Raw genomic sequence first — 20,532 nt, 5'->3', positions numbered from 1 at the left:
TATCGAAATACAAAACGATAAAGCAGGAGGCTTGTTTTTAAAGTTGGAAAGGAGAATGTGATTTGAATCGAATCCGACAGCTTCTCATATCGCTGCTGATGTGTCTTTGCCTGTCCGGTCTGCCCGTTCGCGCAGCCGAAATCGATGCGGCCAGCGAAGAGTCGCCTTCTCCGGCGATTCTGATCGAGCTGGAAGAGACGGAAGACCATCGAAATGGGCACGATGTGGAATTTGAGCTGTACCAGTGTGCCCGGCTCGAAAACGGCGGCTTCGAATATCTGGACGGGTATAAAAACTGTTCCCTGCAGCCGGAAGATCTTCAAAGCGCCGACGCCCTCTACAAGGCGCTCGACATTTTATCCGCGGCGAAAGGCAAGCCGATCGCTACATGTACGAGCGATAAAAACGGTCAGGCACTCTTTGAAACCGGCGAATGCGGTCTGTTTCTGATCCATACGTCCAGGCCGTCCGGCTACAACCGGATTCCGGATTTTCTTTGCGCGCTTCCCGTGTTTAACGAGGAAAACGGTTCGCTCGAATACCGGGTAAAAGTCAGCGCCAAGTCGCTGCCGCTGCCAGTCGTGCAAATCGTCAAGACTGACGAAGACGGAAAAGCCATTACGTCAAAAAACTTTGCGTTTTCCGCCTATCGGGATGAAGAGTGCAAGAATCTGCGCAACGAAGTCGCCGGCGATCCCAAAACGGCTTTGCGCGCTTCACGCTCGATCTGGGAGAAACCATTTATATTCGGGAAACCAAAGCGCCTGAAGGCTATGATCTGAGTTCACGGATCGTCAAAGCCGAGCTGCTCGAAGACGGTCAGCTTTTTATTGACGAAAGGCTGCAGACGCAAAACGCGCTGACCATTGCAGTACCGTACGCCGATCGAAAGAGCAGCCCGACACCGCAGCCTGGTACAAATCCCCGTCGACGAATACGAAAACACCGCCAAGCACGCTCAGAAGTCCGCAAACCGGATCGCAAACGCACTACCGCGATCTGCTGCTTCTGTTTGGAGCCATGTGGATGCTTCTGCTTGGCCTGATCGCCCTTCAAAGAAAGCTGGATCGAAAGAAAACCCAGTAAAAAGCACCCGCCAAAAAGCAGGTGCAAAACGGTACGATCGATCCGACGGTCCGCCCAGAAGCGGGCCGGTACAAAGATCGCTGGTGTGCTTATTTTGAATCGTTTGGATTGAGCAGTTTCTGCCAGAGGTTCAGCTCGGTTCGAAGATCTTCACACTGTTCATCGAGTGTCTGAAACAAATTGTAGAGACCATCTTCGCTGAAAATTCCGGAAGACTGATTTTCAGGCAGGGGATGGTTTTCTTCATAATCGCGATCCGCCAGCCAGTTGCCGTTAAAATACCAGTCATACAGCTCGCTCAGACTGTCCTGACCGGCTTTCAGCGCGTCCAGAAGCTGACTCATCTGGCTGGACAGGTCTTCGAGGTCCTGCATTTTCTTTTCGCGCTTTGCGCACATTCGTTCAAAATCGTTCATGGCTTTTCCTCCTTTAAAGGGATGGCCTTATGCATATATCTTAAAGAAGGCCGATCGAGGAATCAGTTTTTGTGCTTGCGGGATTCGATGAGATTGCGGGCCGCATAGACACCGCTTGCGGACGCGTGGGAGAGGGAATGGGTAACGCCGGAGCAGTCGCCGATGACGTAAAGGCCTTTGCGGGATGTTTCGAGATGGTGATCGACTTCGACTTCCATGTTGTAAAACTTGACTTCCACGCCATAGAGCAGCGTATCGTCGCTGGCCGTCGATGGCGCTACCTTATCGAGTGCGTAAATCATTTCGATGATGTCATCGAGCTGACGTTTTGGAATGACCAGAGACAGATCGCCTGGAGTAGCTTTCAGCGTCGGACGGACAAAGCCGGAATCGATGCGATCCTGAGTGGAGCGCTGACCGCGGATCAGATCGCCGAAGCGCTGTACGATCACGCCGCCGCCGAGCATGTTGGACAGACGGGCAATCGATTCGCCGTAGGCGTTGGATTCATGGAACGGTTCCGTAAAGTGGCTGGAGACGAGCAGCGCGAAGTTGGTGTTTTCCGTAAACAGGGACGGATCGGAATACGAATGGCCGTTTACGGTAATGATGCCATTGGTGTTTTCGTTGACGACCACGCCATGCGGGTTCATGCAGAACGTACGGATTTTGTCCTGATACTTTTTGGAACGGTAGACGATTTTGGATTCGTAGAGAGAATCGGTCAGTTCGCTGAAGGTGACGTAGGGCACTTCCACACGAACGCCGATGTCAATGCGGCTGGCCTGGGATTTCAGGTTGAGATCCTTGCAGATGGATTCCATCCAGCGCGAGCCGGAACGGCCGGTGGAGATGATCATCTGATCGCCTTCAAAGCGGGATCCGTCGCTGCACCAGGCGATGTAGCGACCGTCCTTGGCGACGATCGAATCGGCATGATGGAAGAAGTGGAAGTCCACTTTGTCCTTCAGTTCGTTGTACAGATTGTTCAGAACGACGAGATTGACGTCGGTACCGAGGTGACGGACGTTCGCCTTAAGCAGATGCAGGTTGTTTTCCAGACATTTCTTGTAAAGACGGGCATCGCTGCCTTCGAAAAGACGCGTCTTGTCGCCGCCGCATTTACAGTTGATTTCGTCGACGTATTCCATCAGTTCGATGGCTTCTTTTTGCCGGTGTATTCGTAAAGGGTGCCGCCGAATTCGTTGGTGATGTTGTATTTGCCATCGGAAAAGGCGCCGGCTCCGCCAAATCCGCTCATGATCGAGCAGGACGGGCAGCGTACGCAGGAAGGAACGGTGGTGCCGTTGATCGGACATTTTCTTTTGGAAAGGGAGCGCCGCTTTCGAGAACGCCGATTCGTAAAGTCGGATCCAGCCGGGTCAGCTCATACGCCGCAAAAATACCGCCGGGACCTGCACCGATAATCAAGACATCGTAAGATACAGTTTCCATAGTGTATATTCTCCTGGATTCCCTGAGGGAATGGTTTTAAATCGTTTGCGGTGGGCCTGCACACCGGTTTCGCTAAGTCGTCCCAGACCGTGCAGACACACAAAAGTCCCGCTTCCATCGGTGCATAGCGTATCCATGTCTGAATTTTCCAGAAGGATTCCTCCGGGAATATCGCTGCGACAAGTCCGAAACAAGCAGGATCAGGGCTGCTGCCAGAGAAAGGCCAAAGCCGCCCGAATACGGAATTATACGCAGGTCGGCCGCAAAAACAACGCACAGCCTCTTGTGGAAAACGGAATTTTCAACGGGGTGAATTGAAATAGTAAATGCAGCGGTTGAACCTTTCTTTGGGGATTTCGTCTTTGCAGCGCCAGCGCTGGATTCGGTCCTTCTGTCTGGATCTTTTCCGGACGTTCTGACTGAAAAGTCGATCGATCTGGCCTGAAATTCCATGAAAAAGCCGGTCGCCTGACCGGCTCGATCCGCGAGAAACAGGAATTATTCTTCTTCCTGAACGGTATCCCAGTCGGGTCCGATTTCAGGGGCGTTTTGCCCGCAAGACGTTCCTTGAGAACGCGGATTTTCATATCCATATTGTTGTGGTTGACCTTCATGTAACGATGCAGAAAATAGTCCTGAACCTGGTTGTAAAGCGAAACCAGTTCCTGGTATTTCTTCTCGTCTTCTGAAACAGGCTGTTTGGAATCTGCCATATTCGCTACCTCCGCGAATTCAGTATAGGCAGATCCGCTTTTCTAGGCGCCCGCTTTTGCCTGTGCTCTTGCCTTCTCGTATTCCCGGGTTCGCTCATACACCGTTTTGAGCCCCTTGAAAATCAGGTTGGGATCGTACACATCGATATAGTCGGTGTGCTGGCAGATCACACGGCCAAGACCGCCGGTGGCGATGACTTTGAAGTCGCCGCATTCCTTGCGGAAGGCTTCCACCGTTTTTTCAAAGCCGCCCAGGAACTGGTAGAAAATTCCCGCCTGCATGGCCGTCTGGGTGTTGCGTCCCATAACGGAGCGCGGCTTCTTGATTTCGACTTCCGGCAGCTGGGCGGTCTGTCCCCAGAGGGCGTTGGCGCCGCTTTCGATGCCTACGCCGATGGCACCGGCTTTGAAGACGCCGTCCGCATCGACATAGTCGTACGTCGTCGCGGTTCCAAAATCGACAACCAGCAGCGGCGTTCCGTATTCCTGAATGGCACCGGCGACGTCCGCAATACGGTCCGCACCGACGGAGCGCGGGTTTTCGAGCTGAACGCTCACGCCGGATTTGACGCCTGGACCGATGACGAGCGGCTCGATGCCGATGAATTTGACAATGCCGTTGCGGAAGGAGTGCATCACTTTCGGGACAACCGAAGAGACGATGACGCCTTCGATCTGTTCCGTCTTGATTTTGGCGTTTTCCAGGAAATAGTGGAGCATGAAGCCGTATTCGTCGCTTGTGCGGCGCACTTTGGTGTTCATACGGTAGGTGCAGATCAGGTCGTCCTGATCGAAGACACCGATGGTGATGTTTGAGTTTCCGACATCAATGCACAGAAGCATGGTCGTGTTTTCCTTTCTGGATTTCGAGCATCGTCAGCAGAATCTTACGGCCGAGCTCTTCTTTCGTCTGGAGGGGCAGATGGGACAGGCTGTCTGGAGTCATGAGGGTAACGATATTGGTATCGGTCATGAAGCCGGCGCCCTGGGTGTGGAGATTGTTGGCGACAAGCAGGTCGCAGTTTTTCGACAGCATTTTTCTCTGGCATTCGCGTCGAGATTTTCGGTTTCCATCGCAAAGCCGCAGAGCACCTGATCGTCTCGCTTATTCTGGCCAAGGCCGCGCAGAATGTCCGGGCTCTTAACGAATTCCATCGTCAGCGTATCGCCCGATTTTTTCATTTTCTGCTCATGCGTTGTGGCAAAGCGGTAGTCGGCAACGGCGGCGGCCATGATGATGAAATCCGCACTTTCGGCCTGTTCCTTCATCGCTTTTTCCAGATCGAGCGCGCTGACAATATCGATGCGTTTCACATTTTCTGGCGTAGGCAGATGAACCGGGCCGGCGACGAGTACAGTGTCCGCACCAAGTTTGGCGGCAGCTGTCGCAATCGCAAAGCCCTGCTTGCCGGAAGAATGGTTGGACAGAAAACGGACGGGATCGAGCGCTTCCTGCGTCGGACCGGCGGAAACGACCACGCGCTTGCCGGCTAAAGGCAGAGGTTCGAGAGCAGCAGATGCTTCTTCCTGATTGTGAAGGGCGCTCTCGATGTGCGCAACGATCTCTTCGGGTTCAGCCAGACGGCCTTTTCCCGTTTCGGCGCACGCCAGCATCCCTTCACCCGGTTCAATAAAGGACCAGCCGCGTTTAGCGAGAGTGGCAATATTGGTTTGCGTTGCCGGATTTTCATACATGTGGACGTTCATGGCCGGCGCAGCCAGAATCGGACACATGCAGGCGAGCAGCGCGGAAGAGAGCAGATCGTCGCCGATACCGCAGGCGGCTTTGGCGAGTATATTGGCATCCGCCGGCGCGATCACAAACAGATCGGCGCGGCGGGCAAGTTCAATGTGCGGAATGAGTGCTTCGTGCGTGCCGTCAAACTCATCGACGTATACATCGCGGTGCGAAAGTGCCGCAAAAGTCAGCAGGGGCACGAAGGCGGCGGCATGCCGGGTCAGAATCACATCGACCGCATAGCCTTTTTCGTCAGAGAACTGACGATCGAACAGGCCTTGAAAGCGGAAATGGATCCGGTCACGCCAAGTACAATGGTTTTCTTCTCCATAATTTATCCTTTAATGATCGAAAGCCGTGTCGGTTCGCTGTCAGTCTTTAAAAGCAGAGAACTTCAAAAATGAAGATCTCCAAAAGAGCAGACAGGAAAAGCGACCTGAAAAAAGAGAGGTCTTGCAGGAAGACTTTACAGGTCCCAAGGCTTTTTAAAATTATAGCGGGATGGAATGTAATCCCCAAATCATTTGTCAGAACACGCGGATTTACACAGAGCGCATGCGGACGGCTGGTATCATGAAACCATGAAAATCTTTATCGCCTCGGACTCCTATAAAGGCTGCATGAGCAGCCGGGAGGCCAATTATCGAATTGAAAAAGGCATACACAAAGCCGACCCCCAGGCCAAGTGCAGCAGCTTCTGTATCAGCGACGGCGGCGAAGGGTTTGTCGAAGCGTTCGCGCAGGCGTTTCAGGCGCGTGTGGAAAAGGCGGAAGCGCACGATCTGTATGGACGGCCGCTGACCGTCAGCTACGCCTGGCAGCCTGAACGCAAAACCGTCTGTGTGGAAGCGGCGTCTGTTCTTGGCCTGACGCTTCTATCCAAGGCCGTCCAGACGGCCGATGGAAGCATCCAGCCACGGACTTGGCCAGCTTTGCGCTAAACTGATTCGCGAACTTTCCCCTCAGCAAGTCGTGATCGGACTGGGCGGAACCGGAACCAATGACGGCGGCATGGGCTTTCTGGGCGCTTTTGGAGCCAGATTTTACGACCGCAGCCGTCATCTGCTTCGGCCGAGCGCGCAGAACTTAAGCAAAATCGCGTTCATCGACAAGCGGGAATTTTCCTTCCCGGCGTCGGTTCAGTTTGTGGCTGCCTGCGATGTCTCCAATCCGTTTATCGGAGAAAACGGAGCCACGCATGTGTTCGGCCGGCAGAAAGGTCTGCGTCCGTTTCAGATCGCGGGCGTGGAAAAAGCAATGAGCTGGTTCTGCGCGAAAATTGATCAGACCTTTCATGTTAATCTCAATGCATATCCCGGAGCCGGCGCGGCCGGCGGACTGGGCGGCATGCTTGGCGCCGTCTTTGACGCCCGCATCGAGTCCGGAATCCGCCTTCTTGCATCCGGAAGCCGTATGATTGAAGAAATTCAGGACGCGGATCTTGTCATTACCGGGGAAGGGCAGAGCGACGAGCAGTCCGCCAACGGAAAAGCGGTCGCGCAGATCGGAAAAATGGCCAGCCAGTACGATAAACCGGTCGTCGTCATCAGCGGAGCCCTCTCCACCGGCTATGAAAAGCTGTACGATCTGGGGATCGACGCGCTGTTTTCTACCGCGGACCGGGCTATGTCGTTTTCACAGGCTCTCAAAAGCGGTCCGGAAAAGCTCGAAGCCCAGGCGGAAAATATCATGCGTCTGCTTCAGGCCGCAGAAAGGATTTACAGGCGATGAAATCTTATGTTTTAGTTTCGAGCGCGCTTTGCGCCAGCCTTGTGCTGGGGGCCTGTTCGAATACTTCGAAAAAGCCGTATACCGTTATTGATGTGACGATGGATGAACTCGATACGCTCTTAGAGGAAAAGAAAACCTTCCCTCTGCTCGTCGAGCGGGAAGGCTGCGCGTTCTGTGCCGCGATGAACAGCTATATCGATCAGACGAAAAACGAACATGACAACATCACGGTCTACCATCTCGATACCACCGAATTCAAGCTGTTCCGCAAAGAGGAAGGCGCCAAAACGCTGGTCAGCGATACCGAAGACGGCAAGCGTCTGCTGGAACTGTTCCCCTATTTCCTCTATACGCCGGCGATTTACCGCATTGAAGACGGCAAGCCGGTGGACGGCGCGTTTGGCTATGACGAAACCAGACATACCGTCTCCCTCTGGAATCTCGATTCCACTATCGACTGGGACGGCGCGCAGAATATTCCCGTCTGGGACTATCTCGAAGAGTGCCAGCCCAAAGCGCAGTAATTCCTACGGACAGGCACGTCCCAGAAAAACAGGAAAGTCAGGCAGGATCTTTTCATAGGTCCTGCTTTTTCATGGCAGACCGTTTTACTTTGTTATCCCGGACAGATTACAGGCGTGAAAAAGCGCCATTTTGAGGGAAAATCGACAGGTTTGCGGCGGAAATCGCACCCAATACGAGGGATAGAAGAAAAGAAACACCGCTCTGCGCTTTGTGCGCTAGAATGTAAGAAAATGTAACAAAATGCGCCGCCAAGTCCCGCTGCACGCAGGGCTTTTCTGCGGCCGCTTTTTCTTCTTTACCGGGCAAAAAGTGCCGGTCAGGGAAGGAAGAATTATGGAAAGGCAGGATATCATTTATGTCTTCAACGAGATCGAGTGAACTGGAAAACAATGTTTTTTCTGGCAGAAGCTGGATACGCTGGTTCTTTCAGGAAATATGGAAACCATTCGGCAGGCCGGATCGCCGAGCGTGGACTATCCGCGGCTCTCCTATCCGGTGGACTATGTACGGATCACGGACGCCATCAGTGCTAACGGGGTACCGCTGCTCGGGTTTAAAGGCGAAGGCAAGGGCCTTAGCGTCACCGCGATTATTGTGCAGGCGGACATTCTCGAGCGGGAGCTTCTGACCAAAGTGCTCATTGGCTGCGACGAAGAAGAGACAGAACGCATCGTCAAGTTCATCAACGCGGCAGAGTTTCAGAAAGCCATTCTCGTACGCCGTTCCAACACCGTTCCCACATGGGCGCAGGCGGAACAGTAAACCGTATTTTTTTCTGAGAATCCCAATGTCATTAAGTTAAGGAGGGATAAAAATCGTATACCCTGTTCATGAGCGTTGTCATTTCTTATATTTTGCGTCTCAGGCATGACGAAAAGGATGATTTTCTACCTGTTGAAAAAATCATCCTGATGACTTTTCGGTTTTCAAATCTGTCACTTCTTCTTTCTGGTATCAGCTCTTCCTTCTCTGATCGGAGATATCCTGGCCAGAAGAAGATCTTCCAGTGTACTCAAGCTGATTCTGGCTTTTTGAACAGCCACTGTTGAATCGTTTTGATGATGAATCCGAAATCTGCCTTCTGCTTGTGCTTTTTGGCCTGAGCGATGCGCTTCTGGTGCTGACGAGATCTTTCTACCTTGTTGCGCAAACGGGAACAAAGATTGTAGAGAGTCATTTTGGCATAGATCTCTGCCTGGACCAGATCAAGCTTCCTTGAATGAGTCCATTCAAGATCGGTGTTTCGTTTCAGTCCCCTGAAGCCGACTTCAACCTGCCAGCGCAGACGGTAGATCTGCTTGATGTCCTCGGTCCCAAACTCAGCTTCCGACAGATTGGTGCAGACGGTAATGAATGATTCATTCCCTTCGCAGGCAGCTTTGAACCTCACAACCCTGATATTTAAAGGGAGTTCAGTCGTTTGACCGTCAAATTCAGGCTGCTTCCTGTACGAAGAGATGTACTTATAGACATCCCAATGGTCTTTGACATGCCTGTTGTTTTTACTGGTCAGAATCACATTGAAAGGAATGTCATACTCTTCTGACTCGGGAGTCTTATAGTACTTGAGAATGCTTGTAGATGATGTCTCGTCTTTGATACGTATGACAAAAGGGACATGTTCCTTCTGCAGGCGATAGAAAGACATAAGAGCTTCGTATCCCCGATCAGCGATGAAGATGGCTTTCTGAAATGAAGAACGCTGAGCGAGTTCAAGAAGAGCTGAATCTTCATTCTTCTCAGAGCCGGGTTGAAGCAGCGCGTCAGTAAAGACGGAGTTGAGGGCGTCGAATTCGGCATTCAAATGAACAAAGTGCCTCTTCTTGCCTTTTTAGAAGCGCCATAGGTGATGTCATTGTCCTGTTCAGGAAGAACTTGAATCTCGCTTCCATCTACAGCGAGGAGGCGATAACCCTTGAAGGTTTTAACATCAGAGCTGGAAGTTGCCTTGTTAAACCGATTGAAGACGTTTTTATAAAGTGAAGAGTTGATTTTGGAACGGGCCTGAGACACAGCAGAGGCTGAAACAGATGATCCGCCCTTAAACAGGATCCAGGGAAAGGAAGCAGCGAGGGATTCCTCTGTCAGCTGAAACGGAAGAAGGACAAGCTCATGCAGGTCAATCTGCCGCTTACGGGTGAAGGCGGACTGAGAAGTAAAATTGGCAGGGTTCGCCGTTTCTGAGCTGATGATATTGAGGAAGGTGTTTCTGAAGAAAGAACATTCTTTGGCGATAGCAGTCATAGGGAAAACTCCTTTAAGTTCTCCCCATCGGCTGCGAAGCAGACGCGCGGCGGCAGAAATTTGTCAATAGATTTTTAGAAAAAGTGAAAAACTCGAATCATTCGAGATTTGACTTGAAGAGTAGAAAAAGACCACATCACTGCTTAACGCTGATGTGGTCTGAGAAATCTTAACTTAATGACATTGCTGAGAATCCTTTAAAAGAGTGTGAAAAAGACGTATGAAAACGCGAATCTTTTTTCCTGAAGGTCAGAGGAAGTGCGGTGGGGGTTTGGTGTTATACTGGAACAAATGGAGGTAATTCCCAATGGAACTGAAAGATTCTCAGACCTGGAAAAATCTCGAAGCTGCGCTCGCAGGTGAGTCCCAGGCATACACCAAGTACCAGTGGTTCGCAGCCCAGGCGAAAAAAGAAGGCTACAACTACATCTCTAACATTTTCACAGAAACATCCGGCAACGAAAAAGCTCATGCGAAAGTATGGTTCAAGTATCTGCACGAAGGACAGGTACCAGATACGTTGACCTGCCTGCAGATGGCTTGGGATGGTGAAGACTACGAAACCACAACCATGTACGCAGACTTCGCTAAAGTCGCTCGTGAAGAAGGCTTTACCGAAATCGCACGCAAAATGGAACTGATCGGTGAAATCGAAGCCCATCACAGAGACAGATACGGCGACATGATGAACCTGATCAAGAACAACCTCGTGTTCGAGAAACCGGAAGAAGTAAACTGGATCTGTCTCAACTGCGGCTATGTAACAAAAGCAAAAGCTGCACCGAAAGTATGCCCAGTCTGCAAACATCCGCAGGGCTGGTTCGAAGCTGTTGTTGACTACAACCAGAACCTTGCTAATCCTTCCCACTAGTTCGGTTTAACCCGAAAGAAAATACAATCGGAAGACACAAAGCCGCTTGCGCAAAACGCTGGCGGCTTTTTCTATGGAAAGAGAGATTGAATTTTTCATCCTTTTCGTGCAGTAAGCACGACGGGGGCAGTCTTGAAAAAGTGGCTGATTCTTTTGGCATGGGTTTTGGTACAATAGCCGTATGACTCAGGATATTGTTCGACAGGCCGAGCGGACGATGCGATGGCTGGAAGAAGGCCATACGCTCGTCTTTTCCAATCCGCGCCTTCTGGCTCGAAAAACGGCGATACGATTGCGATCAGTGCACCCGGCTATACGCTTCGTCTGCGTACTGAGGACTTTGTTTCGCTTTACGGCCATCTGGAATGCGCCGTGCTGAACGAAAAGGAAGGCATCGACGAGCAGAAGGATGAAGAATACTATGCCTGGAGGAGAATCAAGCAATGAAAAAGAGAAAAACCAGTACCTGTTATTTATACGACGACCGCGCGCGGCTCGCTGTTTCGCTCCGGATCCGTCAATTCGACGCTTTATTTTGCGATCAATCCGGATCCCGAACTCTTGGAGTCGGAGCCGGAGTACAGAGAATACTTTGAGGAAATGAAGACGAAGGAAATCCCGCAGGCCATCGTCAACAAATTTGTGGTCAGCCAGCCGTTATACATTACCAACGATCGGATTCCGTTTGTGATCTTCAAATCCAACATCGACGAATACAGCCTGAAGGAATTCTGCAAAGCCATCCTGCAGGAATTCAGCTTCCATACCGGAAAGGCGCATACCGGCGTATACGGCTTTGACAAAACGATGTTCCTGGAAATTGGCAAGGAACCGCGTTTCTCGTTTACCCAGCATGGCGACAAGCTGACCCGCAGCGAAGAGATGGAACGCTTTAAAAATCCGCTTGCCTTTGAAGGCGACATGCAGGATCAGGGCATCATGGTGCCGTTTTATGCCTGGAAGGAAGAAAAGAGACGTCTGGCCATTCAGGAGCAGGAAAAAGCAGCCAGCGAAGAGGAAGAAGTCGTTTCCTGGTAAGGCTTTTTCAGACAGAATCAAAACGGCGAACCCGGCGCGGTCCGCCGTTTTTTACAGGACGGTTTTCGTTTTTAGCCCAGTAAAATCCGAACAGGGAAACGTCCCTGTATCGTAAAGACAGGTTTTACTGGACAGGAGAGGAATGGAATTATGCGAATCATTCATCTGGCCGACCTTCATTTAGGCAAGAAGGTGTTCGGCTACAATCTCGAAGAAGAACAGCGCGACATGCTTGCGCAGGTTTTAGCGCTCGTGGAAGAGAAAAAGACGCATGCGGTACTCCTTTGCGGCGACATTTACGATACCGCCATGCCGCCCGTCAGTGCCGTCGAGCTGCTGGACTGGTTTTTAAACGAGCTGCACAAACGGGGGCAGAGCGTGCTGATGATCAGCGGAAACCACGATTCCGCCGGCCGTCTGAGCTTTGGCTCGCAGCTGCTCGAAGCCTCCGATCTGCATATTGCCTCGGTGTATGACGGATCTGTCCCGTTTGTGGATCTGGAAGAAGGCGAAGAGCGGGTGCGCGTCCATATGCTTCCGTTTATTAAGCCCGTTACCATTCGGGCGGTCCACGAAAGAGAGTGCGCGAGCTGGGATGAAGCAATGGCGATCGCGATGGAAACTGTCGAGCTCGATTCGAGCGTGTCCAATATTCTGATGAGCCATCAGTTTTACATGGGCAGTGAAACGAGCGACAGCGAAACTCATTCGGTCGGTACGCTCGATCAGATTTCGACTTCTTTTCTCGAGCCGTTTGACTATGCGGCGCTCGGTCACCTGCATAAGCCGCAGGCAGTCGGCGATGAGCGCTTTCGCTATCCGGGAAGTCTGCTCAAGTATTCCGCTTCGGAACTGGACTGGCCGCGCGCGTTTACCGTACTGGAAACGCAGCCCGATCACTCGGTGAAAATTGAGCGGATTCCTGCGGTGCCCAAACGGGATTTTGTGCGTCTGCAGGGGACGTTTGATGAAATCGTCAGCCGGGAATTTCGACAGAGCGTCAATCCGGAAGACTACGTCTATATCGTTCTCGAAGATGAGCAGGAAGTGTTCCAGGCGTTTGAAAAGCTCTCCAGCATTTACGAGCGCCTGCTGAAAATAGAATATTCCCATCTTCATAAAGGCATCAGCGAGCAGGATCTTCAAAACGTTCAGACGAAAATGAAATCCTTTGAAGAAATCGCCTGCGAATTTTTGAACTTCAAAACGGCATCGAACCGTCGCCCCAGCAGAAAGAGGCGCTGTTCGATGCCTGGGAGGCTGTCCATGAAACCGATTAATCTGAAAATGAGCGCGTTTGGTCCGTACGCCCGTACGGAAGAGATCGATTTTCGCGTGTTCGAAAACAAGGGACTCTTTCTGATCAGCGGCGATACCGGTGCCGGCAAAACGACAATTTTTGACGGAATCGTCTACGCGTTTTACGGCGAACTGTCCGGGGATGTACGCAAACCGGGCATGCTTCGTTCCAAATACGCCGATCCGTCCACGGAAACGTATGTAGAACTGGTGTTTGAAGTCGGCGATCAGACGTATACGATCCGCCGTTCGCCAGAATACGAACGCCCAAAAACGCGCGGAACCGGCATGACCAAGCGGCCTTCCAGCGTGGAAATGATTCTTCCTGACCACAAAGCCCTGACCAAGCAGATGGAAGTCAGCGCCAAGGTGCAGGATCTGCTCGGGCTGGATATGAAACAGTTCAAGCAGGTCGCCATTCTGGCGCAGGGCGAATTTCTGAAACTGCTGCTGGCCGGGACGCAGGAGCGTACGGAAATTTTCCGGGAACTGTTCAATACGGTTGAGTACGACCGGCTTCAGAAGGAAATCGCCGAACAGGCCAAAGCGTCCGCCCAGACGTGCACGGGCATGGAAGACGACCTTCGGCGCGCCCGTCAGGCGCTTGAAGGGGTGGATGAGGAAACCCGCGAAGATACGGCCTTGTTAAAAGCCTGGCTCATCCAGCAAAATGCCCGCATGGACCAGCTGGCACAGCGCTTTGAAAAGACCACCAATGAAAATGATGCCCTTCAGAAAAAGGCAGGACGTCTGGAAAGCCAGTCTCTGGAGTACCAGAAATGGAAAAAGGCACGCAGTGCCTGGCAGAGTGCAAAGCCGCAGTTTGACCGGCTGCAGGAAGAAGCACAGAAACTCGAAAGCCAGAAGGAGAAATTCGAGCGCCAGAAAACCGAAGAGAAAAAGCTGGAAGAACAGATCACCCGCTATGATGAAGCCCAGACGGCCAGTACCCAGGCTGCTCAGGCGCAGGCGAAAACGAGACAGGCGGCCCAGCTGGCGGAACAGATGCAAAAGCAGCTCGAAGAACGCACTGGACAGATCCAGGACACAAGAAAATCGCTAGAAGCCTTTTCGCAAAGCGAAGTGGAGCTGGAAAAGTCAAAGTTCTCTTCGATCAGTTTGAAGAAATCCAGAGTCTGGAAAAGAAGCGTCGGACCGAACAGAAAACGCTGGAACAGGAAGAAGGAAACTGCGGCCGCCTTCTTCGCGAAGCCGATCAGGCTATGGAAAGCTACCGGCAGGCCAGTTCTCTGTTTTTAGCCGGGCAGGCCGGCATTCTCGCCAGTCATCTCGAAGACAGTCACCCATGCCCCGTCTGCGGTTCTCTTTCTCATCCATCGCCGGCTGTTTTGCCGGACAATGTCCCGGATGAAAAACGGTGCAGAAACTGGAGAAGGCCTCTTCGGCAAGCCGCAATGCGGCAGTGCAGGCCTCTCAGACATGCGCGGTACTGCGCAGCCGGATCGGCCAGTCGGATACGCAGATCGCGGCGCTCAAGGAAAAATCCCTGCTGAGGAAAGTGCAGAGAAAATTACAGCGCGCAAGGCGGAACTCGAAAAAGAAATTCAGCAGAAAGCCAGACTGAAAAAGCAGCTCGATCAGCTGGAAGCTGCGCAGGAAAAAGAGCAGAAGCAGCTCGAAAGCCAGAAAACACAGCTTGCTTCCCTGCAAAGTCAGGAAGCAGCGGCCGTGCAGAAAGCCAAAGTCCTTCGGGAGCAGCTGAGCATTGAAGATCCGCAGAAAGCGAAGGAAGCTCTGGACAGCCTGCGAAAAGAGCGTGCAGTCTATGAAAAAATGTGAAGGAAAACCAGGCCCAGCTGCAGCTGGCCCGTCGAGAGATCGACCAGGCGCAGGGCGTGCTGTCCACCTTTGAAAAAGAACCGGAAGATCCTGCCAAAGAGCTGGAGAAAACCAGCTTGCAAAAGAAGAACTTCGAACCCAGCTGTCCGCCTTGCGAAAAGAGCAGCTCAATCTGCAGGCTCTGGTGCAAAACAACCAGCGCCAGCTGAAAATCTGCGAAAAGATCGAAGCCGATCTGCCGGCCGCACGCAAGGAAGCCGGCATGCTGAAAAATCTGTCCGATACGGTAAACGGTTCGCTGAAGGGCGTGCAGAGAATCAATCTGGAAACGTATGTGCAGACTGCTTTTTTGAACAGATCATCAACCGCGCCAATACACGGCTTTTCACCATGACCAGCGGACAGTATGAATTGAAACGCGCACAGGACGAAGGCGGCCGTGCCAAGTCCGGTCTGGGCCTGGATGTCTGCGACCATTTCAACGATTCCGTACGGCCGGTACGAAGTCTGTCCGGCGGCGAACAGTTCCTGGCTTCTCTCTGTCTCGCATTGGGTCTCTCGGAAGAGATTCAGGCAAGCGCTGGCGGAGTTCGTCTCGAAACGCTGTTTGTCGACGAAGGCTTTGGATCGCTGGACGAAGAATGCCTCAGCAAAGCAATCGACGCGCTGGGCCAGATTGCATCTTCCCGAATGGTCGGCATCATTTCCCACGTCGAATCTCTGATGAACCGGATCGACAATCAGATTATGGTGCGCAAGGATCCGTCCAAAGGCAGCTATGTGACCATTCAGACAGCCTGAATCTGTTCGTAAAGCGAGGAAAGAAAAAGTACCTCGCCGGGCGGCTGCATAAACTTTCGAAAAACGATAAAGCTTTTGGCCAAAGATAAAGCCAAAGGCTTTTTGTCTGCCAGACTGAAGGGTTATCCCAAAACGACATAGAAGCTTTAGACGCTGCGGGGATTGTTTTCTGAAGTGTACCCCATGTCAAGGACACGATAATTAGAGAGAACCCTTTGTTCGGACACGTTATCCCTATTATCTGTTTGTCTGTTGTTTGAGCAGGATTTGTGAACAAATCCGATGAAGCGATGCGCTCAGAGTTTTTCTGAAGCGCTCCTTTACAGAGGGTTGCCCCTGGTACACTGCTGAGCCTTCAGCTGAATGGTGAACCATTCACTTTTCTGCTGAAGGCGGCTTTTGTGGGTCCAGGGGCAACGGCCCCGCTGTCAAGGACGGTCCCGCAGGGACCGAGTGGAAGAAAAATTCTGCGCGCCCCTTAAATCCCATTCACTCTGAAAGAGGATATCGGCCGGTTGTTACGTATTTGTAGAACTCATCTGGTGACAGCTTCGCCAGATCCCACTGATACCGCTCTTCATTGTAGTAGCGGATCTGCTCGTCCAGCAGCGAACAGATCTCCTGGAAAGTCCGGCACTTCTTCAGATCATCACGGATCTCGTCCTTCATATGGCCGAAGAAGCTTTCCTGAGGAGCGTTGTCCCAGCAGTTTCCTCTGCGTGACATCGACTGGCGCAGTTTCTTCTGACGGAGCAGTTCCCGAAACCCGACACTTGTGTAGTGACACCCCTGATCTGAGTGCACAATCACATCTGTTTCCAGCTCGTCTCCGTGATTCTCCACCAGCTGCTTTACTGTCTCCAGAACAAAGTCAACCTTGAGATTGTCGCTGACTCTGTAAGCCAGGACCTGTTTGGTGCAGGCATCAAGAATCGTTGAAAGATAGGCAAACTTCCCTGGTAAGGGATGTAAGTAATATCAGTCAGCAGGATCGTTCTGGGCCCGTGCTCTTCGAATTCCCGACGGACAAGGTTCTCACTGACATTGTCCGTACGCAGCGCCTTCGCCATACGGCGGTAAGGATTCGCTTTACGTATCGGACATTCCAGGTTGAACTTCCTCATGAGCCTCCGGATCTTTTTCATGTTGAACCTGATACTGGGGCTTTGATGGAGAAGGATCATCTGGATCTGTCTGGCACCGGCATGGCCGCGCGCTTTCCGGAAAGCCTGCCGAATCAGTTCGAAATCTGCTCTGTCCCGGGCTTCTCTTTGTTCACGGCTTTCTGTCTGAGCACACCAGCTGTAGTAACCTGAACGACTGACACCGTTCATTGCACACAGCTCAGTCACAGTCAGGACATTTTCCGGATCCATAATGACATCCTGAATCAGCGCGTATTTTGAAGCAGGCCTGTTCATCATGAGCGACCTGGCTTCCTCGAGTTCGCCAGTGCAATAATTTTTTTAGCGTATCGAGCTCTTTGCGCAATGCCCGGACTTCGCCTTCCAGTCTGGCTAATTCATCTCCTTTATCACCGGTCTTTTTCTGGCTCTGGGAGATGAGATAGGCAGTGTTGGACATTCTGCTCTCCCCGATGATTGCCGGATCATATCCGAGCTTCACAAAGATCTCCCGTGGAAGGCAGCCCTGGTTGTAAAGGCGAAGGAACTCGGCCTTGAATTCGTCAGTGAATTTGAGCGTGGTTGGAAAGACAGCCTTTGTGTATGGATTGGCTGCCAGAGCTGACATCTGTTCTTCGCTGAAGCGATTTCTGTTCATAATGGTCTCCTTTGGGGATTTCCGTCACGAACAGTATGCGGGCTGAAAGTGATCAGCGAAAGAACGTCGATTAGAAAGTGTCCGCAATTAGGGAACAGATCAAAACGATCGTCCAGTAGTTGGGGTCGCTGCTAATCAGGTGTCCTTGGAATAGGTTGACTCTAAAAAATTGTCCACTTTCTGGGGTACAGTTTATTCCTCCCTTCGAAAGAAGGTTTCGACAATGAAGCTAAGGAATTTCTCGAACAAGTCAGAAATTTAGAGGTTGAATATGCGCAGGATTATGACAGCCCGCGAGAGAAATTGTTCTGAATATGCGGTGATCTAGCCGATAAAATCCAAGATCAAATCGCCCCATAACGGATCAAAGTCAGAAAAATGTGGCAGCTCTGGTGAAATAGAACTTAACAAGTTTAGGGCTCCAGTCGAATCTCTCGAGCATGCAGCGGTACGAACGTCATTAAAGACAGACGGTTTTAGCTCTTTTATGTTCAGTGCACTTCTCCCGGCATTTTACTGCCGGTCGATTTAGATGTAGACATTTTTATGAAAAGTAAAGTTTCGTAGAATGGATTTGTTCTGTCCGTTCGCTGACAAAAGCTTTATTCACCGCGTTTCTGGCAATAAAGTAAGGCAAGATCAAAAGCGGCTCTCAGAAAAAACTCTCTACGGGGAGAAATTTGAAAAACGAATGCGCTGTATGGCGTTAAGTTCGTTGTTATGGCTTTAACCAGTACGAACCGGGTTGAGACGCCTCCTGGGAGTACCGGTTAGCATGCCGCTCCATTCTTTTGCAGAAAGGGGAATAATCTTGGAATCTTTTGATTAGGATTTGGTTGAAAGATACGTACGATTGTTTTTACCAACGGCGATGCTCGGCGGGTATGGATCGGAAATGTGACAAAAGCTGGCGATCATCCTATCGAAACGGATGACACGATAGGTGTCACGGAAGCTGATGAGAGCTTTAATGCTTATTTCCCTGATGAAATAGAATCCATTGAATTTGTGGACCCCTAACCGGGTCTTTTTCTTTCGGTAGAGGCTGTCTGTTTATGTGCAACAGAACCAATTCGATCCGACAGTCCCTGAATAAGTGCGCTTTGATGGAGCCATAGAATTTGAGGGGAATTGAAATTCTGAGTGCTTTAAAGGATGGGTATACAGTTGGTTGAAAACTGCTCATAGTTCTGTCTCTGCGGTTTCCAAAAGATCTATTTCTTTTGAGTAACAGACTGAACAAACCGTTCGCAGTCTTGCTTGTTCCCCGGTCTTAAGGCATGAACTTGAAATTTTGGGTAACCCCGTAAGAAACGAAACCGTTCTGGAAAAGCCGTCTTCTTAAGGCCAAAACGGGCCGGGTTTTACCGGCAGAAATAAGCATCGCGTTCGGCAGAGATAACTATCGACGAGAAGGATAAAAAGAATTTTATGCTTCAGAAGATTCTGCATTTCTGTTTCCGTTCATCCAAAATGAAGCCTTCTACGCTCAAATGGGTATAAAAAACCTTCAGGCAGTTACCTGAAGGTAAATTTACGAATGGTGGAGCGTAGGAGGATCGAACTCCTGACCCCCTGCGTGCAAAGCAGGTGCTCTCCCAGCTGAGCTAACACCCCACATAGAGTAAGAAAAAATAAATAAAATGGTGGGCCTGAATGGACTCGAACCAGCGACCTCATCCTTATCAGGGATGCGCTCTAACCACCTGAGCTACAGGCCCAATTGCTTAACGCCTGATTAGAATATCATCGCCTTAAGAAAAGGTCAAACATTTTATTTCATTTTCCATAATTGTTTTGAATGAGGCGAGCGATGAAAACCGTCCATGCCGCTGCTCCCCGGCACACCATGGATACCGCAGGTGCACCCGGAGGCGCATCAGGAGGCTGCATCGAACGCAACGAAACATCTAGAAAAGCGCATCAGTGACGGAAGGCATCCAGATCGATCGCGGCACCGATCGCGTCCAGAATCCAGCCCAGCGACACTTCTACCCGGCTCAGCAATTCTGCAGCGACGATTCCTTTATAGGCGTACGTGTAAAAGTCGCCGCCAAACGGAGTGGAAGACAGCGGAGAGCCGGCGGTTCCGATTCGAAAAATGCCGATCACGATAATAATCGTTCCCACGATCAGGCGGATCCGTCTGTACCGGGCCTTAGAATCGTTATCGGTTGTCTGTTCGGCTGGATCCTGTACATTCTTTTCCAGACTGGGATTGGGATCTTTGGAATCGGATGAATCCGCCGCTTGCTGATCCGGAACAGACGGCATTTTGGACTCCGACTGTGCAGAAGCAGGATGGTCTAAAGTGACATCCGCCGTGCAGGGCTGTTCCGGGCTTTCGGACACGTCTTTCTTCTGTTCTGCAGGTGCCATTTCCTGCGGAAGGGAGGATCTGGCTTCTTCCTGGTTTTTAAAAGAAGCAGTGCAGGAGAGGCAAAACGAAGAATTGTCTTCAGCGACAGCACCGCATCTTGGGCATTTCATATTTTTCTTTCGCTTTGATCGCGCACAGAAAAGCAGAACTGCCCGCCGCAATCGACAGCAACTATTCTATATTGATCGGAATCCCATCTTATAAGAATTACGAAACATAGATTATTGCGTATTTCACGGAAAGCGAAAGAACGGACACCGTTTTCCCTCCGCCCTGCGCTGTTCTCCGTTTCCATTCCCCTCATTCGATTTTTTAGATTTTTGAAGCATTTTTGTTTGACCCGCATGGGAGCTTTTGTTAATATGATTGAGCAATCGGGAAACGGGCCTGTAGCTCAGGTGGTTAGAGCGCATCCCTGATAAGGATGAGGTCGCTGGTTCGAGTCCATTCAGGCCCACCATTTTCCTGATTTGTTATGTGGGGTGTTAGCTCAGCTGGGAGAGCACCTGCTTTGCACGCAGGGGGTCAGGAGTTCGATCCTCCTACGCTCCACCATTTTTAGAAACTATACGGATACCTTTCTCGGTTCATGGAATTAAAGAGGTATCCGCTTTTTACGATCAGGTATTCGTTTTATTTTTTAACTGGCAATT

Annotated in this window: 23 protein-coding genes, 4 tRNA genes and 3 pseudogenes; 16 read left to right on the top strand and 14 right to left on the bottom strand. The window is 51.1% G+C overall.

Features of this window, described 5'->3' with window-relative positions:
* The first annotated feature begins 62 nt into the window (after positions 1–62).
* Positions 63–782, top strand: a complete 720-nt coding sequence (locus KWG61_RS00660; RefSeq protein WP_242744627.1) for a hypothetical protein — start codon at positions 63–65, stop codon at positions 780–782.
* Entirely contained in the window at positions 728–1,045 is a 318-nt protein-coding gene (locus KWG61_RS16800; RefSeq protein ID WP_367614291.1) for a hypothetical protein, read from the top strand. The genes KWG61_RS00660 and KWG61_RS16800 overlap by 55 nt, the downstream gene beginning before the upstream one ends.
* Positions 1,046–1,175: 130 nt before the next feature.
* Here KWG61_RS16800 and KWG61_RS00655 read toward each other — a convergent pair whose 3' ends face one another.
* The 5 genes and pseudogenes from KWG61_RS00655 to coaBC all read right to left on the bottom strand — a co-directional run.
* Positions 1,176–1,502 carry a DUF4298 domain-containing protein gene (locus KWG61_RS00655; RefSeq protein WP_230267165.1) on the bottom strand — a complete coding sequence of 109 codons (327 nt, stop codon included), beginning with the start codon at positions 1,500–1,502 and terminating at the stop codon, positions 1,176–1,178.
* A 62-nt stretch (positions 1,503–1,564) separates the two neighbouring features.
* A pseudogene (locus tag KWG61_RS00650) lies at positions 1,565–2,957 on the bottom strand (NAD(P)/FAD-dependent oxidoreductase).
* A gap of 755 nt (positions 2,958–3,712) precedes the next feature.
* Positions 3,713–4,513, bottom strand: coding sequence for a type III pantothenate kinase (locus tag KWG61_RS00640; RefSeq protein WP_230267168.1), 801 nt, complete (start codon positions 4,511–4,513; stop codon positions 3,713–3,715).
* Entirely contained in the window at positions 4,497–4,643 is a 147-nt protein-coding gene (locus KWG61_RS16795; protein ID WP_367614419.1) for a hypothetical protein, read from the bottom strand. Before KWG61_RS16795 ends, KWG61_RS00640 begins: the two co-directional genes overlap by 17 nt.
* Positions 4,644–4,676: 33 nt before the next feature.
* A pseudogene (gene coaBC, locus KWG61_RS00635) lies at positions 4,677–5,608 on the bottom strand (bifunctional phosphopantothenoylcysteine decarboxylase/phosphopantothenate--cysteine ligase CoaBC); the annotation flags it as partial.
* A gap of 381 nt (positions 5,609–5,989) precedes the next feature.
* Between coaBC and KWG61_RS00630 the strand changes: the two are divergent.
* From KWG61_RS00630 to KWG61_RS00620, 3 genes are read left to right on the top strand one after another with little or no spacing between them, the layout of a single operon-like run.
* Positions 5,990–6,349, top strand: coding sequence for a glycerate kinase (locus tag KWG61_RS00630; RefSeq protein ID WP_242744624.1), 360 nt, complete (start codon positions 5,990–5,992; stop codon positions 6,347–6,349).
* Complete coding sequence (locus tag KWG61_RS00625; RefSeq protein WP_242744623.1) at positions 6,309–7,139, top strand: glycerate kinase; 831 nt, start codon at positions 6,309–6,311, stop codon at positions 7,137–7,139. Before KWG61_RS00630 ends, KWG61_RS00625 begins: the two co-directional genes overlap by 41 nt.
* Entirely contained in the window at positions 7,136–7,663 is a 528-nt protein-coding gene (locus KWG61_RS00620) for a hypothetical protein (protein WP_230267171.1), read from the top strand. Before KWG61_RS00625 ends, KWG61_RS00620 begins: the two co-directional genes overlap by 4 nt.
* 106 nt (positions 7,664–7,769) lie before the next feature.
* On the opposite strand, the gene KWG61_RS00615 is transcribed toward KWG61_RS00620, so the two are convergent.
* Complete coding sequence (locus KWG61_RS00615; RefSeq protein WP_242744622.1) at positions 7,770–8,054, bottom strand: hypothetical protein; 285 nt, start codon at positions 8,052–8,054, stop codon at positions 7,770–7,772.
* 45 nt (positions 8,055–8,099) lie between these two features.
* Here KWG61_RS00615 and KWG61_RS00610 point away from each other — a divergent pair, with 45 nt between their 5' ends.
* Entirely contained in the window at positions 8,100–8,426 is a 327-nt protein-coding gene (locus tag KWG61_RS00610; RefSeq protein ID WP_242744621.1) for an Inorganic pyrophosphatase, read from the top strand.
* A gap of 250 nt (positions 8,427–8,676) precedes the next feature.
* On the opposite strand, the gene KWG61_RS00605 is transcribed toward KWG61_RS00610, so the two are convergent.
* Together KWG61_RS00605 and KWG61_RS00600 are read right to left on the bottom strand one after the other, a co-directional pair.
* Positions 8,677–9,468 (bottom strand): transposase, encoded by a 792-nt coding sequence (locus tag KWG61_RS00605; protein ID WP_242743451.1) that lies wholly within the window; start codon positions 9,466–9,468, stop codon positions 8,677–8,679.
* The gene (locus tag KWG61_RS00600) at positions 9,465–9,908 is read right to left on the bottom strand and encodes a hypothetical protein (RefSeq protein WP_242743450.1); all 444 of its coding nucleotides are present in this window, start codon (positions 9,906–9,908) and stop codon (positions 9,465–9,467) included. Before KWG61_RS00600 ends, KWG61_RS00605 begins: the two co-directional genes overlap by 4 nt.
* Before the next feature lie 307 nt (positions 9,909–10,215).
* Between KWG61_RS00600 and rbr the strand changes: the two genes are divergently transcribed.
* The 7 genes from rbr (at position 10,216) to KWG61_RS00565 (ending at position 15,717) form a co-directional block, all read left to right on the top strand.
* Positions 10,216–10,779, top strand: a complete 564-nt coding sequence (gene rbr, locus KWG61_RS00595; RefSeq protein ID WP_230268499.1) for a rubrerythrin — start codon at positions 10,216–10,218, stop codon at positions 10,777–10,779.
* Between the two features lie 222 nt (positions 10,780–11,001).
* Positions 11,002–11,226 (top strand): hypothetical protein, encoded by a 225-nt coding sequence (locus KWG61_RS00590; RefSeq protein ID WP_242744620.1) that lies wholly within the window; start codon positions 11,002–11,004, stop codon positions 11,224–11,226.
* Positions 11,227–11,379: 153 nt separating this feature from the next.
* Positions 11,380–11,817 carry a hypothetical protein gene (locus tag KWG61_RS00585; protein WP_242744619.1) on the top strand — a complete coding sequence of 146 codons (438 nt, stop codon included), beginning with the start codon at positions 11,380–11,382 and terminating at the stop codon, positions 11,815–11,817.
* A gap of 150 nt (positions 11,818–11,967) precedes the next feature.
* A complete protein-coding gene (locus tag KWG61_RS00580) occupies positions 11,968–14,376 on the top strand; it encodes an exonuclease SbcCD subunit D C-terminal domain-containing protein (RefSeq protein WP_242744618.1) in 2,409 nt (802 codons plus the stop codon).
* Positions 14,377–14,484: 108 nt separating this feature from the next.
* Complete coding sequence (locus KWG61_RS00575) at positions 14,485–14,916, top strand: hypothetical protein (protein ID WP_242744617.1); 432 nt, start codon at positions 14,485–14,487, stop codon at positions 14,914–14,916.
* Between the two features lie 151 nt (positions 14,917–15,067).
* Positions 15,068–15,310: a hypothetical protein gene (locus KWG61_RS00570; RefSeq protein WP_242744616.1), complete on the top strand. Its 243-nt coding sequence runs from the start codon at positions 15,068–15,070 to the stop codon at positions 15,308–15,310.
* On the top strand, positions 15,307–15,717 hold the full coding sequence (locus tag KWG61_RS00565; protein WP_242744615.1) for an SbcC/MukB-like Walker B domain-containing protein: 411 nt from the start codon (positions 15,307–15,309) through the stop codon (positions 15,715–15,717). Before KWG61_RS00570 ends, KWG61_RS00565 begins: the two co-directional genes overlap by 4 nt.
* A 489-nt stretch (positions 15,718–16,206) precedes the next feature.
* Here KWG61_RS00565 and KWG61_RS00560 read toward each other — a convergent pair.
* The 3 genes and pseudogenes from KWG61_RS00560 to KWG61_RS00550 form a co-directional block, all read right to left on the bottom strand.
* Positions 16,207–16,668: pseudogene (locus KWG61_RS00560) on the bottom strand (DDE-type integrase/transposase/recombinase); the annotation flags it as partial.
* The gene (locus KWG61_RS16790; RefSeq protein WP_367614290.1) at positions 16,569–17,051 is read right to left on the bottom strand and encodes an IS3 family transposase; all 483 of its coding nucleotides are present in this window, start codon (positions 17,049–17,051) and stop codon (positions 16,569–16,571) included. The gene KWG61_RS16790 and the pseudogene KWG61_RS00560, both read right to left, overlap by 100 nt.
* Before the next feature lie 10 nt (positions 17,052–17,061).
* A complete protein-coding gene (locus KWG61_RS00550) occupies positions 17,062–17,499 on the bottom strand; it encodes an HTH domain-containing protein (protein WP_242743897.1) in 438 nt (145 codons plus the stop codon).
* Between the two features lie 897 nt (positions 17,500–18,396).
* Here KWG61_RS00550 and KWG61_RS15670 point away from each other — a divergent pair.
* Positions 18,397–18,519, top strand: a complete 123-nt coding sequence (locus KWG61_RS15670) for a hypothetical protein (protein WP_256460728.1) — start codon at positions 18,397–18,399, stop codon at positions 18,517–18,519.
* Positions 18,520–19,040: 521 nt separating this feature from the next.
* On the opposite strand, the gene KWG61_RS00545 is transcribed toward KWG61_RS15670, so the two are convergent.
* The 3 genes from KWG61_RS00545 to KWG61_RS00535 all read right to left on the bottom strand — a co-directional run bounded on the left by KWG61_RS00545 (position 19,041) and on the right by KWG61_RS00535 (position 19,878).
* A tRNA-Ala gene (locus KWG61_RS00545) sits at positions 19,041–19,116 on the bottom strand.
* A 27-nt stretch (positions 19,117–19,143) separates the two neighbouring features.
* Positions 19,144–19,220, bottom strand: a tRNA-Ile gene (locus tag KWG61_RS00540).
* Between the two features lie 202 nt (positions 19,221–19,422).
* On the bottom strand, positions 19,423–19,878 hold the full coding sequence (locus tag KWG61_RS00535) for a hypothetical protein (RefSeq protein ID WP_242744614.1): 456 nt from the start codon (positions 19,876–19,878) through the stop codon (positions 19,423–19,425).
* A 384-nt stretch (positions 19,879–20,262) separates the two neighbouring features.
* Here KWG61_RS00535 and KWG61_RS00530 point away from each other — a divergent pair.
* A tRNA-Ile gene (locus KWG61_RS00530) sits at positions 20,263–20,339 on the top strand.
* A gap of 19 nt (positions 20,340–20,358) precedes the next feature.
* Positions 20,359–20,434, top strand: a tRNA-Ala gene (locus tag KWG61_RS00525).
* Positions 20,435–20,532: the final 98 nt, after the last annotated feature.

The organism is Allobaculum sp. Allo2, assembly GCF_022701175.1.
Classification (GTDB): Bacteria; Bacillota_I; Bacilli_A; order Erysipelotrichales; family Erysipelotrichaceae; genus Allobaculum; species Allobaculum fili.
This window is presented reverse-complemented; position numbering and strand designations above follow the sequence as displayed.